3 protein-coding genes are annotated in these 18,709 nt (G+C 70.4%); all 3 read right to left on the reverse strand.

Translation table 11 applies throughout. The features are described 5' to 3' along the window. Positions 1–298: 298 nt before the first annotated feature. From C1737_RS07950 to C1737_RS07960, 3 genes are read right to left on the reverse strand one after another with little or no spacing between them, the layout of a single operon-like run. The gene (locus C1737_RS07950) at positions 299–7,945 is read right to left on the reverse strand and encodes a non-ribosomal peptide synthetase (protein ID WP_102417672.1); all 7,647 of its coding nucleotides are present in this window, start codon (positions 7,943–7,945) and stop codon (positions 299–301) included. Beyond that, positions 7,942–18,186, reverse strand: coding sequence for an amino acid adenylation domain-containing protein (locus C1737_RS07955; protein WP_102417673.1), 10,245 nt, complete (start codon positions 18,184–18,186; stop codon positions 7,942–7,944). The genes C1737_RS07950 and C1737_RS07955 overlap by 4 nt, the downstream gene beginning before the upstream one ends. 40 nt (positions 18,187–18,226) lie before the next feature. Beyond that, the gene (locus tag C1737_RS07960; protein ID WP_067919218.1) at positions 18,227–18,457 is read right to left on the reverse strand and encodes an MbtH family protein; all 231 of its coding nucleotides are present in this window, start codon (positions 18,455–18,457) and stop codon (positions 18,227–18,229) included. Positions 18,458–18,709 lie beyond the last annotated feature (252 nt).

The following is an 18,709-nucleotide window of genomic DNA, read 5'->3' on the forward strand; positions in this document are numbered from 1 at the left end:
TCCGTGCCGGATCCTCGCCGCTGTTGCCGCTCGTCGCTAAGAAGGCTGATCTGCCGCTGTCGCCATGGAGCGAGCCGACCCCAGTATCTCCGTCAACTTAGTCAACATAGGTGCAACAGTCCGAAAGGTTAACGGAAGATCACGATCAAGCGCTAGGGGTTTCTAAAAACTCCCAGGAACCCGTCAGACATCCAGGGAAGTGGTCGCAAAAGATACGAGAAGGATGTTTCCGGCCCCCAAACCGACCCGACGAATTGGGACGGCCGCGCGGGGCCGTCCCAATTCGAGGTGTGCGTGGTTAGAGCAGGCCGAGCAGCTGCAGGTCGGTGACGTACTTGACGATCACCGGCGCCGTGATGTGCGGAATGTCGTTGTCGGCGCCGATCTTGGCTTCCTGCACCGCGGCGCGGAAGCGGTCGGTCGGGGCGAACGACCCGTGGGCCGGCTCCGGCGCCTGCAGCTGGTTGTAGCCCGGCACCTGCAGCATCTGCAGGACCGAGTGCTTGCGCTGGTGCTCCGGCAGTTCGCGCAGGGCGGCCTCGAACCGCTGCAGCCACTCGCCGAAGTCGTCGATGCGCTCGATCGGGTAGCCGGCCTCGATCAGCCAGTCGACGTACTCGTCGATGCCGATCCCGTCGTCGTGCGGGTTCATCACGTGATAGGTCTCGAACCCTTGCATCACCTGGGCGCCCAGCGTGGTGACCGCCTCGGCGACGAACTCCACCGGCAGCGCATCGAAGTGCGCCCGCTGCCGGTTGCCCTCGGCATCCAGCTGATAGAACGAGCGCGGCGCGATGCCGGTGGCCACCAGGCTCAGCACCATCCGGGTGAACATGTCCGACAGGTTGAACTGGCCGGCGTAGCTGGTGTCGGACAGGATCATGTCGGAGCGGAACACCGAGACCGGCAGCCCGCACATGTCGTGGGCCTCGCGCAGCAACACCTCGCCGGCCCACTTGCTGTTGCCGTAGCCGTTGGCGTAGCTGCCGTCGATCTTGCGGATGGGGCTGATGACGCGGATGTCGGCGTCCTCGGTGAATGCCGCCGGGTCGATCTGGCGGCCGACGTCGGAGGTGGACACGTAGGCGTACGGCTTCAGCTTGCTCGTCAGGGCCACCCGGATCAGCTCGGCGGTGCCGGCGACGTTGGGAGCGAACAGCTCGCTGTAGGGCAGCACGCCGTTGACCAGGGCCGCCGAGTCCACAATCAGGTCGACGGTGTCGGCCAGCCGTTGCCACGTCGGCTCATCCAGGCCCAGGTTCGCGGCACCCTTGTCGCCCGCGATGACCTCCAGGTGATCGGCGGCCAACTCCTGGAAATACCGCAGCAACTTCGGGTCACCGCTGTCGAAGGTCTTCTCCAGCCGCTGACGCGCCTCCTCGTCCGAGCCGGCCCGCACCAGGCAGATCAGCTTGCCGTCCACCAGCTCCAGCTGCTCCAGCCACTGCAGGGCCAGGTAACGGCCCAAGAAACCGGTCGCCCCGGTCAACAGGACCGTCCGCACCTCCGAGCTCGGGCCGGGCAGCGACGGTGCGCCGCCCAGCGTCGCCGCGTCGATGAACTTCTCCAGCGTCAGATCGCTCGCGTAGATCTGGGTGGCGTCGCGACCATGCACCGAGGCGAAGCTGGCCTCCCCACCCTCGGCTTCGTCCGCGCCGCTGGCGTCGTGCTCCGCCCGTTGGCCGAGGCGGCGCACCGTCGGCGCCTCGAACAAGGTGCGCACCGAGAGGTTGGCGTCGAGGGCTGTGTTGATCTCGGCGATCACCCGCATGGCGGACAGCGAGTCACCGCCGAGGTCGAAGAACGAGTCCTCGACCGAAACCCGCTGCAGCCCAAGGACGTTGGCGTAGATCTCGGCGAGGGTCTCTTCCACGGGGGTGGCCGGGGCGCGGTATTCGCCGCCGGTCTTCTGGTACTCGGGGGCGGGCAGGGCCCGCTTGTCGAGCTTGCCGTTGACGGTCAACGGCAGCGCGTCCAACACCACCACCGCAACCGGCACCATGTACGCCGGCAGCCTTTCGCCCAACTGGGCCCGGATCTCGGCCGGGTCGGCGGTGCCGGTGATGTAGCCGACCAACCGCTTGTCGCCGGGGCGGTCCTCGCGGGCGATCACCGCCGCCTGCTCCACCCCGTCCAAACCGGCCAGGGCCGCCTGGATTTCGCCGAGCTCGATGCGGTAGCCACGGATCTTGACCTGCTCGTCGACCCGGCCCAGGTACTGCAGCTGGCCGTCGACGCCCCAGCGCACCAGGTCCCCGGTGCGATACATGCGCGCACCTGGCGCCCCGAACGGGCACGCCACGAACCGCGAGGCCGTCAGGCCAGAGCGGCGCGCATAACCGGCCGCCACACCACGACCGGCGATGTAGAGCTCGCCGACGACGCCCTGCGGCGCCGGACGCAGCCACCTGTCCAGCACGAACAGCGCCGCCCCCGGGACCGGGGAGCCGATCGGGGCTCCCGTGTCCGGGTTCAGCGGCGCGCTCATCGCCGCGTACACCGTGCCCTCGGTAGGGCCGTAGGCGTTGATCATCACCCGGCCCGGCGCCCACCGGTCCACCACCTCGGGCGGGCAGGCCTCCCCGGCGACCACCAGTGCCGTCGCTTCCAGCCCCTCGGGCGAGAGCATCCCCACGGCCGACGGGGTCTGGCTGAGCACCGTCACGCTCTCCGCGACCAACAGGGCGTGCAGGTCCTTCGGGGAGCCGGCCACGGACTCGGGCACCACGACCAGCCGGCCGCCGTGCAACAGCGCGCCGAAGATCTCGTGCACCGAGACGTCGAACACCAGCGAATGCCACTGCGCCCACACGCCCGGGGCCGGCAGGTCGGCGTGCAGCTTCTCCAGCAGTTGGGTGGCGTTGAGGTGGGTGACTGCCACACCTTTCGGGACACCCGTGGTGCCCGACGTGTAGATCAGGTACGCGATGTCCGCGGCCGTCGGTGCCGGTAGCGCCGTGGCGGGCTGGGTGTCCACCGCCGGGTCGTTGACGTCGATGACCAGCAGGTCGGAGCCGTCCAGCCGCGACCGCAGGTCGGCGGTCGTCACGGCGGCGACCGGCGCGGCGTCGGTGAGCACGAACTCGATCCGCGCCGCCGGAACCGCCGGGTCGATCGGCAGGTAGGCCGCCCCCGTCTTGAGCACCGCCAGGATGGCGACGATCGCCTCGGCCGAGCGGGAGAACAGCAGCGCCACGCTTTCGCCCGGGCCCGCGCCGTGCGCGGCGAGCAGGTGGGCCAACCGGTTCGCGGCCTCGTCCAGCTCGCGGTAGGTCATCGAGCGACCCTCGAACGTCAGCGCGACGGACTCCGGCACGCGGGCCACCTGCCTGGCGAACAGGGCCGGGATCGACTTCGCCGCCCGCACCGGCGCGGTCAGCACCGCCCGGTTGCCCCACTCGTCGAGGCGGGCGCGCTCGTCGCCGTCCAGCACATCCATGACCGAGAGCCGCTGGCTGGAGTCGGCGGTCATCGCCCCCAACACCCGCTGGAAGCGCTCGATCAGCGACTCGATCCCGGCGGTGTCGAAGACGCTGGTGTCGAACTCGACGCGCAGGCCCAGTTCACGGCCCGGCAGCGCCATCACCGAGAGCGGGTAGTGGTTGTATTCGCGGTTGGTGACATCGGTGATCGCCAGCTCGTGGAAGCCCAGCGGCACGCTGGTGTCGATCGGGTAGTTCTCGTACAGGAACAGGGTGTCGAACAGCACGTCGTGTCCCGTGACGCGGTGAATCTCGTTGAGCGCCAGGTGCTCGTGCTCGATCGTGTCGTTATGGGCGCGCTGCAGTTGTTGCAGCAACTCGGCCACCGTCGTGCCCGCGCTGACGTTGGCGCGCACGGGCACCGTGTTGATCAGCAGGCCCACCATCGAGTCGGCGCCGACCAGATCGGCGGGCCGGCCCGACACCGCGGTGCCGAAGGCCACGTCGTGCTGGCCGGTCAACCTCATCAGCAGCTGCGCCCAGGCAGCCTGCAGCACGGTGTTGATCGTGGTGTGGCAGGACCGGGCCAACTCGCCCAGCGCGCGCGTCGTCTCCGCGGGCAGCCGGTACGACTCGACGCCGCGCCGACCCAGCCCCAGCCGGGCCGGCGGACCCACCAGCGTGGGGGTGTCGAAGCCGGCCATCACCTCGGCCCACGCCGCCCGGGCGGCCGTGCGGTCCTGGGCCGTCAGCCAGTTCAGGTAGCTGCGGTAGGACGCGGGCGCGGGCAACCGCTCGCCGTAGTAGCTGGTCAGGATCTCCCGCAGCATGATCGGCAGCGACCATCCGTCCATCACGATGTGATGGTTGGTCAGGACGAACCGGTGCCGGTTGTCGGCGGTGCGGATCAACGCGGCCCGGAACGCCGGCCGGTGGGCGAGGTCGCTGACCGCCGCGCGCTCGGCAGCGCAGAGCTGTTCGATCTTCTCCTCGGGGTCCAGGTCTTCCGAGCCGAGCTGGACGTAACGCCATGCCATCACCGGGTCGGCAGGAATGACCTGAACCGGCTCGCCGAACTGCGGGCAGAACCGGGCCGCCAGGTTCGGATGCCGCTCGACGACGGTGTGGACGGCCTCACGCAACCGGTGCGCATCGAGGTCACCGGTCACGGTGATACCGAGCTGCACCGCATACACATCGTCGCCGAGGTCGTGCGCGAAGCTGGCGTGGAAGAGCAGCCCCTGCTGCAGCGGGGTCAACGGCAACACGTCGGCGACCGCGTACTGCTGGCACAAGTCGTCGAGCTGCTGCTGGGTCAGCCGGGCGGGGGCGACGTCCGACGGGGTCAGGCCGCCGCCGCCGCTGCGCACGTGCGCGCAGATCCCGGCGAGGGCCTCGAACCACAACTGGCTCAACCGGCTGACCTGCTCGTGGTCCAGCGCCGAGGGCGCCCAGGTCCAGTTGGCCTGCAGGTGGGGGCCGGCCTCGGTGTCCATGGTCCCGGCGTTGAGGTCGACGGTGTGCATCAACGGCATGGGCAGCGCCGCGCTGGCGGCGCCGGTGAACGACAGGCTGTCCTGGCTGATCCGCCACATCTCGCCGGGCAGGTCGGCGGCCGCACCCAGGCGGCCCAGGTAGTTGAACCCGATCACCGGGTCGGACCCTTCCAGGTCCACCTCGGCGTTCATGTACCGCAGCAGCCCGTAGGTCAGCGGGTCGGGCAGGGCGCGCAGCTGTTCCTTGGCCTTCTTCACCAGCTCGCCGAGCGCGGGGTCGCCGGCCATCACCTGCGCCCAGTCCAGCTCGCCGACGGTCAGCGCGACCGGGTACTTGGTGGTGAACCAGCCCACGGTGCGGGACAGGTCGACGTGCGGACCCAGTTCCTCGTGGCGGCCGTGGCCCTCCACGTCGATGCCGATCGGCGCGCCGGTGCCGACGAACCGCGCCCAGGCCAACCCGAACGCGATCAACAGGATGTCCTGCACCCCGGCGTGGAACGCCGCGGGCACCTCACCCAGCAGCATCCGGGTGGTGTCGACGTCCAGCGACACCGACAGCTGCTTGGCCGTCTCGTAGGTGTCGAGGTCGGGGCGCACCGCCGGCAACAGCGCCGGGGTCGCGGCGACCTCACGCCACGCGTCGGCCTGGGCGACGACGTCGGGGCGCTGGGCGTGCTCGGCCAGCATCGCCGACCACCGGGCGAACGACGTCCCGCCCGTCGGCAACGCCACCGGCTGGCCGCTGTGGTGCTGAGCCCAGGCGATGTTCAAGTCTTCCAACAGGATTCGCCACGACACCCCGTCGACGGCCAGGTGGTGAATCATCAGTGCCAGCTGGGCCGTGGCTTCGGCCCACACGGCGCGCAGCATGATGCCCGCCGCGGGGTTCAGCTGCGAACGCGCGGCCACCAGCGCCGCGTCGGACAACGTGTCGACGGTGTGCATGCACGCGTCCGCCTCGACCGCGCCGACCTCGGGCACGTGCAGCGACCAGCCGCCGGCGCCGTCGTCGTCCACCCGCATCCGCAGGGTGGCGTGCCGGTCCAGCAGCGACTGGAGCACCACCTGGACGTCCTCGCGGGTGACGCCCGCGGGGGCCTGCACGACCATGGTCTGGTTGAACTGGTCGGTGGGGCCGTCGACCTGCTGGAGCCAGCGCATGATCGGGGTGGCGACCACCGCGCCGAGGCCCTCGTCGACCACGTCGTCGTCGGAGGCCACGCCGGCCACCCGGGCCAGCCGGGCCACGGTCTGCTCGACGAAGACGTCGCGCGGGCGGCACACCACGCCGGCGGCGCGGGCGCGGGCGACGACCTGCATCGACAGGATGCTGTCGCCGCCGAGGTCGAAGAACGAGTCGTCGACGCCCACCCGCTCGAGGCCGAGGACCTGGGCGTAGATGGCGGCCAGGGTCTCTTCGACGCCCGTGGTCGGGGCGCGGTATTCACCGGTCGTCTTCTGGTACTCGGGGGCGGGCAGGGCCCGCTTGTCGAGCTTGCCGTTGACGGTCAACGGCAGCGCGTCCAGCACCACGACCGCGGCGGGCACCATGTATTTGGGCAGCCGCTCGCCGAGCCGGGCGCGGATCTCGGCCGGGTCGGCGGTGCCGGTGATGTAGCCGACCAGCCGCTTGTCGCCGGGGCGGTCCTCGCGGGCGATCACGGCCGACTGCTCGACGCCGTCCAGCGCGGCGAGCGCGGTCTGGATCTCGCCGAGCTCGATGCGGTAGCCGCGAATCTTGACCTGCTCGTCGGCCCGGCCCAGGTACTGCAGCTGGCCGTCGACGCCCCAGCGCACCAGGTCGCCGGTGCGGTACATCCGCGTCCCCGGCGCCCCGAACGGGCACGCGATGAAGCGCGATGCCGTCAGACCCGCCCGGCGCACGTACCCGGAGGCCACGCCGCGACCGGCGATGTACAGCTCGCCGACGACGCCCTCCGGCGCGGGCCGCAGCCACTTGTCCAGCACGAACAGCGCGGCCCCCGGCACGGGTGAGCCGATCGTCGGCGCCCCCGACTCGGCGGTCAGCGGCGCGCTCATCGATGCGTACACCGTGCCCTCGGTCGGGCCGTAGGCGTTGATCATCACGCGCCCCGGCGCCCACCGGTCCACCACCTCGGCCGGGCAGGCCTCGCCCGCCACGATCAGCGCGGTCGAATCCAGGCCGTCCGGCGACAGCATGCCCACCGCCGACGGGGTCTGGCACAACACGGTGACCTTCTCGGCGACCAGCAGCGCGTGCAGGTCGTCCGGGGAGCCGGCCACCGACTCGGGCACCACGACGAGGCGCCCGCCGTGCAGCAGCGGACCCCAGATCTCCCAGACCGACACGTCGAACACCAGCGAGTGCCACTGCGACCAGACACCGGCCTTCGGCAGGTCGGCGGGCAGCTTCTTCAGCAGTTGGGTGACGTTCTGGTGGGTGACCGCCACGCCCTTGGGCGTTCCGGTGGTGCCCGAGGTGTAGATCATGTACGCGATGTCCTCGGGGGCCGGCCCGGGCAGCCCCGAGGTGGGCTGTTCGGCCACCGCGGGGTCGTCGACCTCGACGACCAGCAGGTCGAACCCGTCCAGGCGCGGCCGCAGCTCGGCCGTCGTCACCGCGGCGACCGGGGCCGCGTCACCGAGCATGAACTCCATCCGGGAGGCCGGGACGGCCGGGTCGATCGGCAGGTAGGCCGCGCCGGTCTTGAGGACGGCCAGGATCGACACGATCGCCTCAGCCGAACGTGACTGGAGCAGCGCCACGCTTTCGCCGGGGCCCGCGCCGTGCTCGGCCAGCAGGTGCGCCAGCCGGTTGGCGGCCTCGTCGAGTTCGCGGTAGGTCAGCGTGCGGCCGTCGAACGTCAGCGCCGGAGCCTCCGGGACGCGGGCGACCTGCTTGGCGAACAACGCCGGGATCGAGACAGCACCCGTCGCCGGCGCGGTCAGCACCGCCCGGTTGCCCCACTCGTCGAGGCGGTCGTGCTCGCCGCCATCGAGCAAGTCGATGGACAACAATCGCCGCCCTGCACCGACGGTCATGACTGCTCCTCCACATCTGCGGTCATGGCTTCCAGCACGCGCCGGAACCGCTCTATCAACCTCTCGATTCTGCCCGTGTCGAAGACTTCTGTATCGAATTCGACGCGAAGACCCAGTTCGTGACCCGGCACGGCTTGCACCGAGAGCGGGTAATGGTTGAATTCCCGGTTCGTGAAACCGTCGATGGCCAGTTCGTCGACGGTCGATAACGCGGCGGTGTCGATTGGATAGTTCTCATACACGAACATGGTGTCGAATAATTGGTCGTGTCCCGTTACACGATGGATCTCATTCAGCGCTAAGTGCTGGTGCTCGAGCGTGTCGTTGTAGGCGCTTTGTAGCTGGTTGAGCAGGTCGGCGATGGTGGTCTCGGCGCCGATCGTGGCCCGCACCGGCACCGTGTTGATCAGCAGCCCCACCATCTGGTCCGAGCCGGCCAGATCGGTCGGGCGGCCGGAGACCGCCGTCCCGAAGGTGACGTCGTGCTGGCCGGTCAGCCACATCAGCAGCTGCGCCCACGCGCCCTGCAGCACGGTGCTGACGGTGGTGTGGCACGACCGGGCCAGCTCGCCGAGGGCCCGGGTGGTCTCCGCCGACATCTGGAACGACGAGACGGCCCGCGGCCCGAGGCTCATCCGGCCGGGCGGCCCGACCAGCGTGGGGGTGTCGAAGCCGGCCAGCACCCGCCGCCACGCCGCCTGGGCGGCGCCGCGGTCCTGCGCGGCCAGCCAGTCGACGAACTTGCGGTAAGGCACCGGGGCGGGCAGCGGCACCCCGTAGTAGGCGGCGAAGATCTCCTGCAGCAGAAGGGGTTTCGACCACCCGTCGAGCACGATGTGATGGTTGGTCAGCACGAAGCGGTGCCGGTTGTCCGCGGTGCGGATCAGCGCGGCCCGGAACGGCGGGCGCTCCGCCAGGTCGCACACCGCGGCGCGCTCGGCGGCGCACAGCTGCTGGATCTGCTCTTCGGGCTCGAGGTCTTCGGCGTCGAGTTCGACGTACCGCCACGCCAGCGGCGGGTCGGCCGAGAGCACCTGCACGGGCTCGCCGAAGTCTTCGATGAAGTGCGCCACCACGTTGGGATGCCGCTTGATGACGGCGTGCACGGCGTCGCTCAGCCGGTGCGGGTCGAGCGCACCGCTCACGCTGATGTCGAGCTGCACCGCGTACAGGTCGTCGCTCCCGTGCGCGGTGCCGGTGTGGAACAGCAGGCCCTGCTGCAGCGGGGTCAGCGGCAACACGTCGGCGATCGCGAAGCGCTGGCACAGCTCGTCGATGTCGCGCTGGGTCAGCCGGGCGGGGGCCAGGTCCGACGGGGTCAGCCCGCCGCCACCGCTGCGGACGTGGCTGCAGATGCCGCTCAGGGCGTCGAACCACAATTCGCTCAGCCGCCCGATCTGGACCTCGTCGAGCGCCGAGCGCGCCCACGTCCAGTTGGCCTGCAGCAGCGGGCCGGCGGCGGTGTCCAGGGTGCCGGCGTTGAGCTCGACGGTGTGCGGCAGCGGCATGGGCACCGCCGTCGCCGACCCGGCAAATGCCAGGCTGTCCTGGTCGAGGCGCCAGAAGTCGCTGGAGAGGTCGGCGGCGCCGCCCAGGCGGCCCAGGTAGTTGAACCCGATCACCGGGTCCGAGCCGTCCAGCTCGACGTCCGGGTTCAGATAGCGCAGCAACCCGTAGGTCAGCGCGTCCGGCAGGGCACGCAGCTGCTCCTTGGCGTCCTTGACCAGCGCCCCCAGCTCGGCCTCACCGGCGACGACCTGACCCCAGGACAGGCCGCCGACCTTGAGCGCGACGGGGTACTTGGTGGTGAACCACCCGACGGTGCGGGACAGGTCGACGTGCGGGCCCAGCTCCTCGTGGCGGCCGTGGCCCTCGACGTCGATGGCGATCGGCGCGCCGGTGCCGACGAACTGCGCCCAGGCCAACCCGAACGCGATCAGCAAGATGTCCTGCACACCGGCGTGGAACGCCGCGGGCACCTCGCCCAGCAACAACCGGGTGGTGTCGGCGTCCAGCGACACCGACAGCTGTCCCGCGCTGACGAAGGTGTCGATGTCGGGCGCCACCGCCGGCAGCGGCGCCGGCGTCGATGCGATCTGCCGCCACGCCTCGGCGGTGTCGACAACCTCCGGCCGGCGCGCGTGTTCGGCCAGCAGCGACGACCACCGGGCGAACGACATCCCGCCCACCGGCAGCGCCAACGGCTGGCCGCTGTGGTGCTGTGCCCAGGCAATGTTCAAGTCTTCCAACAGGATTCGCCACGACACGCCGTCGACGGCCAGGTGGTGGATGACCAACGCCAACTGGCCTGTGGAGGGCACCCACACCGCGCGCAGCATCGCGCCGCTGGCCGGGTTCAGCTGGTCGCGCGCGGCCGCCAGTGCCGTGTCGGACAGGGCCTCGACGGTGTGCACACACCCCGCGGCGTCGACCGCGCCGACCTCGGGCACCCGCAGGGACCAGCCGCCTTCGCCGTCGTCGTCGACCCGCAGCCGAAGCATGGCGTGCCGATCCAGCAAAGCCTGCAGGATCAGTACCACGTCGCTTTCGCCCACCCCGGCCGGGGCCTGCACCACCATGGTCTGGTTGAACTGCTCGACCGGGCCGTCGACGCTGTGCAGCCACCGCATGATCGGGGTGGCGACCACCGGGCCGATGCCCTCGTCGACCACGTCGTCGTCGGTGGCCAGCCCGGCGACCCGGGCCAGGCGGGCGACCGTCTGCTCGACGAAGATGTCGCGCGGGCGGCAGACCACACCGGCCGCCCGGGCGCGGGCGACGACCTGCATGGACAGGATGCTGTCGCCGCCGAGGTCGAAGAACGAGTCGTCGACGCCGACGCGCTCCACCCCGAGTACCTGGGCGTAGATGCCGGCCAGGATCTCCTCGATGGCCGTGCCCGGCGCCCGGTAGTGGTCGGCGTCGGAGTATTCCGGCGCCGGCAGCGCGCGGGTGTCGAGTTTGCCGTTGACGGTCAGCGGCAGCGCCTCGAGCACCACCACGGCCGTGGGCACCATGTAGGCGGGCAGCCGCTCCCCGAGTTGGTTGCGGATCTCGGCCGGGTCGGCGGTGCCGGTCACGTAGCCCACCAGCCGCTTGTCGCCGGGGCGGTCCTCGCGGGCGATCACCGCCGCTTCGTTGACGCCGTCCAGGGCGGCCAGGGCCGCATGCACCTCACCGAGTTCGATGCGGTAGCCGCGGATCTTGACCTGCTCGTCGGCGCGCCCCATGTACTGCAGCTGGCCGTCGGCGCCCCAGCGCACCAGGTCCCCGGTGCGATACATCCGGGCGCCGGCCCCGCCGAACGGGCAGGCCACGAACCGCGTCGCGCACAGCCCCGACCGGCCCACGTACCCGTAGGCGAGGCCCCGGCCGGCCACATACAACTCGCCGACGACGCCCTCGGGCACCGGCCGTAGCCAGCCGTCCAGCACGAAGAAGCCCAGGTGGGCCAGCGGGACGCCGATGGGGCTGGCGTTGCTGTCCACGTCACCGTCGACGATCTCCCGGAACGACGCGTGGACCGTGGTCTCGGTGATGCCGTACATGTTGATCAGTCGCGGCAGCCCCGGGTGGTGGTGCAGCCACTTGCCCAGCTTCTGCGGCTCGAGCGCCTCGCCGCCGAACACCACGGTCTGCAGCTTGAGCTGCTGGCCGAGTTCGGGCGCGAGAGAGTCGGCGGTCTGCAGCGCGTAGAACGCCGACGGCGTCTGGCTCAGCACGCTGACCTGTTCGCGGACCAGCATCGCGTGCAGCTCTTCGGGTGAACGCACCACCGCGTCGGGCACGATCACCAGCCGGCCGCCGTACAGCAGCGACCCGAAGATCTCCCACACCGAGAAGTCGAAGGCCAGCGAGTGGCACTGCGTCCACACCTGCCCCAACGCCAGCTGCGCGTCCAGGGACTCCAGCAGCTGGGTGACGTTGCGGTGCGGCACCGCGACGCCCTTGGGGGTGCCGGTGGTGCCGGACGTATAGATGATGTAGGCGATGTCCTCGGGCGACGGCGCGGGCAGCCCGTCGGTGGGCTGGCTCGCGACGGCGGGGTCGTCGAAGTCGATGATGTCCAGGTTCGAGCCGTCGAGCCGCGACCGCACCTCCGCGGTGGTGACCGCGGCGATCGGCGCGGCGTCGCCGAGCACGAACTGCATGCGCGTGTCCGGCACCGTCGGGTCGACCGGCACGTAGGCCGCCCCTGTCTTGAGCACCGCCAGGATCGCCACGACGGCCTCGGCCGTGCGCGGGAACAGCACCGCGACGCGCTCCCCCGGGCCGGCGCCCCGGCCGGCCAGCAGGTGCGCCAGCCGGTTCGCGGACTCCTCGACCTCGCCGTAGGTCCACGACCGGTCGCCGTAGGTGATGGCCACCGCCTCCGGCGCGCGGGCCGCCTGGGCGGCGAACAGCTCCGGAATCGACGCCAGCTTGGGCGCCGCCTCGGCCAGCACCGGGCGGTTGCCCCAGTCGTCGAGCCGGTGGTGCTCGGCGGCGTCGAGCAGGTCGATCGAGGACAGCCGCCGTGAGGAGTCGGCGGTCATGGCCACCATCACCTGCTGCAGCCGCTCGATCAACGTGTCGATGGCGGCGCGGTTGAACACCTCGGTGTCGAACTCGACGCGCAAGCTCAGTTCGTGACCGGGCGAGGCCACCACCGACAGCGGGTAGTGGTTGAACTCCCGGCTGCTGAAGTCGGTGACGGCCAGCTCGTGGACGCCCAGCAGCGCGCCCGCGTCGATCGGGTAGTTCTCGTAGAGGAAGAGGGTGTCGAACAGCTGGTCGTGACCGGTGACGCGGTGGATCTCGGGCAGCGCCAGGTGCTCGTAGTCGACGGTGTCGTTGTGCAGGTGTTGTAGCTGGTCGAGCAGGTCGGCGACGGTGGTGGTCGCGGTGGTCGTCGCCCGCACCGGCACCGTGTTGATCAGCAGGCCGACCATCGAGTCGGAGCCGTGCAGTTCGGTCGGCCGTCCGGAGACCGCGGTGCCGAAGGCCACGTCATGGTGGCCGGTCATCCAGGTCAGCAGCTGCGTCCACGCACCCTGCAGCACGGTGCTGATGGTGGTCCGGCACGAGCGGGCCAGCTCGCCGAGCGCCTTCGTGGTCTCGGCGGGCACGTGGAAGGCGGCGACGCCCCGACGCCCGATCTGCCCGGGCGGGCCGACCAGGGTGGGGGTCTCGAAACCGGCCAGCGCCTGCGCCCACGCCGCCTGCGCGGCGGCGCGGTCCTGGTTGGTCAGCCAGGTCACGAAGCTGCGGTACGACGGGGCGGCGGGCAGCCGCTCGCCGTAGTAGCTGGCGAAGACCTCCTGCAGCAGGACGGGCAGCGACCAGCCGTCGACGACGATGTGGTGGATGGTCAGCACGAACCGGTGCCGGTCGGGCGCCGTGCGGATCAGCAAGCCCCGGAACGTGGGCTGGTCGGCCAGGTCGCACACCGCGGCGCGTTCGTCCGCGCACAACCGCTCGACCTGGTCGTCGACGTTGCCGGCGTCCAGCTCGACGTACCGCCACGCCATCTGCGGATCGGCCGGGATGACCTGCACCGGCTCGCCGAAGTCCTCGGTGAACCGGGCGACCAGGTTGGGGTGGCGCTTGACGGCGGTGTGGACGGCCTCGCGCAGCCGCGCCGCGTCGAGGGCGCCGCTGACGGTGATGCCCAGCTGAACCGCGTACAGGTCGTCGGTGACCTGTCCGAACGCGGTGTGGAACAGCAGTCCCTGCTGCACCGGGGTCAGCGGCAGCACGTCGGCGACGCCACCCTGGCGGCAGAGGGCGTCGAGTTGTTGTTGGGTGAGGTGGGCGGGCGCGATGTCCGACGGGGTCAACCCGCCGCCGCCGGCCCGGACGTGCGCGCAGATCCCGGTCAGCGCCTCGAACCACAACTGGCTCAACCGGCTGACGCGCTCCTCATCCAGCGCCGACGGTGCCCACGTCCAGTTGGCCTGCAGGTGCGGGCCGGCGTCGGTGTCCATGGTCCCGGCGTTCAGCTCGACGGTGTGCGCCAGCGGCATCGGCACCGCGGTGGCCACGGCCGCGACCGCCAGGCTGTGGTGGCTGACCCGCCACAGCTCGTCGGAGAGGTCGGCGCCCGCGCCGAGCCGCCCGAGGTAGTTGAACCCGATCACGGGGTCCGGCCCGTCGAGGTCCACGTCGGCGTTGAGGTAGCGCAGCAGCCCGTAGGTCAGGCCGTCGGGCAGGGCCCGCAGCTGTTCCTTGGCGGCCTTGATCACCGGGCCCAACGCGGCCTCGCCGGCCGCCACCTGCGACCAGTTCAGCCGGCCGCCGTTCAACGCCACCGGGTACTTGGTGGTGAACCAGCCCACGGTGCGCGACAGGTCGACCCGCGGGAAAAGCTCCTCCTGGCGCCCGTGGCCCTCCACGTCGACGCCGATCGGCGCCGCGCCGGTGCCCAGGAATTCGGCGAACGCCAGCCCGAAGGCGATCAGCAAGATGTCGCCCACGCCGGCGTGGAACGCTGCGGGCACCTCACCGAGCAGCAACCGGGTCGTCTCGACGTCCAGCGATACCGACAGCTGACCCGCGGTGACATAGGTGTCGACGTCGGGTTGCACCGCCGGCAGCGCGGCCGGGGTGGCCGACACCTGCCGCCACTCGTCCGCCCTCGCCACCACGTCGGCCCGCTGCGCGTGCTCGGCAAGCAGCGACGACCAGCGGGCGAACGACGTCCCGGGCGCCAGCAGGGAGATGGGCTGCCCGTTGTGATGCTGGGCCCAGGCAATGTTGAAGTCTTCCACCAGGATTCGCCACGACACCCCGTCGACGGCCAGGTGGTGGATGATCAGCGCCAGCTGACCGGTGGACTCCGCCCAGGCCGCGCTGACCATCACGCCGGCGGCCGGGTTCAACCGCGACCGCGCGTCGGCCAACGATTCGTCGGACAGCGTCTCGACGGCATGGACGCAGCCGCGCGCGTCCACCGCACCGACCTCGGGCACCTGCAGCGACCAGCCGCCCGCGCCGTCGTCGTCGGCGCGCAGCCGCAGCGCGGCATGGCGATCCAGCAGCGCCTGCAGCACCGCCACCACGTCGGCCTCGGTCGCCCCGGCCGGGGCCTGCACCACCATGGTCTGGTTGAACTGCTCGATCGGGCCCGCGATGCCGTGCAGCCACCGCATGATCGGGGTGGCCACCACCGGCCCGACGCCGTCGTCGGCCGCGCCGCCCGCGCCGTCGACCGCCACCTCGGCCACCCGGGCCAGGCGGGACACCGACTGCTCGACGAACACGTCGCGGGGCCGGAACAGGATCCCGGCCGCGCGCGCCCGGGCCACCACCTGCATGGACAGAATGCTGTCGCCGCCGAGGTCGAAGAACGAGGCGTCGACCCCGACCCGTTCCAGGCCGAGCACCTGGGCGTAGATGTCTGCGAGGATCTCCTCGACCGGGTCCTCCGGCGCGCGGTATTCGGCGACGGCGTATTCGGGGGCGGGCAGGGCGCGCTTGTCGAGCTTGCCGTTGCCGGTCAGCGGCAGGGCCTCCAGCACCACCACCGCGGCCGGCACCATGTACGGCGGCAGGCGGTCGGCCAGCGCGGCGCGGATCGCGGCCGGATCGGCCGTGCCGGTGATGTAGCCGACCAGGCGCTTGTCGCCGGGCCGGTCCTCGCGGGCGATCACCGCGGCCTGGTCCACCCCGTCGAGGCCCTTGAGCACCGATTGGATCTCGCCGAGCTCGATGCGGTAGCCGCGGATCTTGACCTGCTCGTCGGAGCGGCCGAAGTATTGCAGCTGCCCGTCTTCGCCCCAACAGACCAGGTCGCCGGTGCGGTACATGCGCGCGCCGGGCCCGCCGAAGGGGTTGGCCACGAACCGGGAGGCGGTCAGGCCCGCGCGGCGGACGTACCCGATGCCGACGCCGCGGCCGGCCAGGTACAGCTCGCCGACCACACCGGCCGGCACCGGCTGCAACCACTTGTCGAGGACGAACATCGCCGCCCCGGCGATCGGCGAACCGATCGGCACCACGGCCGACCCGGGGGTCAGCGGCTTGCTGATCGACGCGCACACCGTGGTCTCCGTGGGCCCGTAGGCGTCGAGCATGACCCGCCCTGGCGCCGCCCACCGCTCCACCACATCCGTCGGGCAGGCTTCGCCGGCCACCACCAAGGCGGTGGACTCCAGGCCCTCCGCGGGCAGCATCGCGACCGACGACGGGGTCTGGGTGAGCACGCTGACCTGCTCGGCGACCAGCAGGTCGTGCAGCTCTTCCGGGGAGCTCGCCACCGACTCGGGCACCACCAGCAGCCGCCGGCCGCGCAGCAGGGCGCCGAAGATCTCCCAGACCGAGAAGTCGAAGGCCGACGAGTGGCATTGCGTCCACACCTGCCCCTTGGGCAGGCCGGCGTCGAGCGACTCGATCAGCCAGGTGACGTTGAGATGAGGAATCGCAACGCCTTTGGGGGTTCCGGTGGTTCCGGAGGTGTAGATGATGTAGGCGATGTTCTGCGGGGCCGGTGCCGGGAGCGGCGTGGCGGGCTGGGCATCGACGGCCGGGTCGTGGACGTCGACGACCAACACGTCGTGGCCGTCCAGCCGCGGGCGCAGGTCGGCGGTGGTGATGACCGCGCTCGGCGCGGCGTCGGAGAGCACGAACTCCATGCGCGCCGCGGAGTGCGCGGGGTCAATCGGCACGTAGGCCGCACCCGTCTTGAGCACCGCGAGCATCGCCACGATCGCGTCGGTGCACCGGGGGAACATCACCGCGACGCAGCCACCCGGGCCCACCCCGTGGCCGGCCAGCAGGTGCGCCAGCCGGTTGGAGGCCTCGTCGAGTTCGGCGTACGTCAACGACTTGGCCGAGCAGGTCACGGCCGGGGCGTCGGGCGTCCGCTGCACGTGTTCGGCGAACGCGACCGGGATCGACACCGGGGCGGGTACCGGTTCGGTCAGCGCCGCCCGATTGCTCCACTCGTCGAGCTTCGCCGGTTCGTCGGCTGCCAACAGGTCGATCGAGGACAGCCACCGCTCCGGGTCGGCGGTCATCTCCTCCAGTACCTGCTGCATCCGGGCCGCCAGGTCGGCGACACCGAAGTCGGCGAACGGTTGGCCCGGTCCGGCGGTGCTCAGGAACATCTGATCACCGGAACCGAGGAAGAACAGGCTGAAGTGCCCCACCGGGCCGTGGTTGGTGTAGGTGGCGGTCGCCGGCGATCCGGCGAGGTCGAGGGTGAGCCGCATCGGGAGGAAGTTGATGCCGACCCGGCTCGCCGCCTGCCGCAGACCGTCGCTCTCGAGGGTGTGCACGGGGAACCGCTGGTGGTGCAGCAGCTCCCGGATTCGAATGTCGACGTGCTTGCAGAAGTCGGCGACCGTGCCGGTGGGTGGGGTGTCCAGCACCAGCGGCACCACCCCGGCGAACATCCCGGGAAGGGTTTTCGATTCCGGGCGGACCCGCCGGCTCACCGGGAAGTCCAGCGCCACCTGCGAACCGCTCCCCGACCACGCCCGCACCAGCAGCGCGCAGGCCGCGGTGGTGACGGAGAACCGGCGGATGCCCAGCTTCTTGGACAGCTCCTTGATCCGGGTGGTCACGGACGGGTCCAACTGCACGGAGGCGGATGGCGAATAGTGGTCCCGGCCACTCGGGGTGTCGCTCGGCCGGTCGACCCACGAGGCCTCCGGCGGCAGGTTGTGGCTCCAGTACTCCTTGTCCTCCTGATAGTCGGAGGACGCTTCGTACTCCGACTCCAGATCCACCAAATCCTGGGCCGAGCCGAAGTAGGCGTCAGGAATGGGCTTTCCGGCAACCATGGCCGTGTAAATCGTGGCGACCCGACGGCATACCAGCGCCATTCCCAATCCGTCGATTGCGATGTGGTGGCAGCAACCGAACAAATAAAACTCGTCAGCCTGTGTCTGGAACAACACGAATTGGAACAGCTGGCCGTTCAATGCCATCGGCGTGCGCTGGATCGACGACGCCATGGCGCGGGCTTCCTGCACGGGGTCCGGCAAGGAAGTCAGGTCGTGGAAAGTGAGTTCGACGTTCGGGTAGTCGATCGGCTTCTGCACGACGTGGCCGTCGACCTCGAAGAACGACACCCGGCCGGCCTCGGCCTCCGCGACGGCCTGCGTCAGGGCGCGCTCAAGGGCGTCCCGGTCAACCGGACCCTCGATCTTTATCAAGAGGCCGAGCTGCCACTCCGTGCCGACGAAGCCCGTTTCCTGCGAGAGCCAGATGTCAAGCTGCCCGCGCGTCAGCGGAAGTGCGCGATCACCAACTCCCATCGACTCCCCCAAAGCTCCATCCGCCCCATACCCCGACTCGTTACTGCTCAAAACCCCGACCCGATGCGAGCTTGTCGCGCAGACTCTTTGGCCGGATGTCGGGCCAGTTCTGTTCGATGTACTCCAAGCACGCAGCGCGATCCGTCTCCCCGTACACCACTCGCCAGCCGGCTGGAACATCGGCGAAGGCCGGCCACAGACTGTGCTGCTCCTCGTCGTTTACCAAGACGAAAAAGCTGCCGTTGTCGTCGTCGAACGGATTGATGCTCACAGTTCTCCAAGATGCCTAGTTGACACGAGTGGAACGGTCCAAACCCTACTGGAGGCACCAGCGTGCCGCCGTGATTTGGACAAAGTTCCCGGTGTGACCTGTCAGGCTCTTAACGCAGCCTAAGAATCGGGCTGATGCGGGCTGCGCAGCTGCCGCCGTTGGCAACTGTGACCTGCAACAAAGGCTCACCGGCGAGGTTAGCGATTGGGCGTGGTCGACCTTCAAGGGCGATGCAATTTTGGGTGGTTGTCA

Origin of the sequence: Mycobacterium sp. 4858, from assembly GCF_900240975.1 — a bacterium.
Taxonomy (GTDB): domain Bacteria; phylum Actinomycetota; class Actinomycetes; order Mycobacteriales; family Mycobacteriaceae; genus Mycobacterium.

Coding starts and splice junctions, on each gene's coding strand:
- C1737_RS07950 (WP_102417672.1), bottom strand. CDS start 7,945: ATGACCGTCGGTGCAGGGCGGCGATTGTTGTCCATCGACTTGCTCGAT.
- C1737_RS07955 (WP_102417673.1), bottom strand. CDS start 18,186: ATGGGAGTTGGTGATCGCGCACTTCCGCTGACGCGCGGGCAGCTTGAC.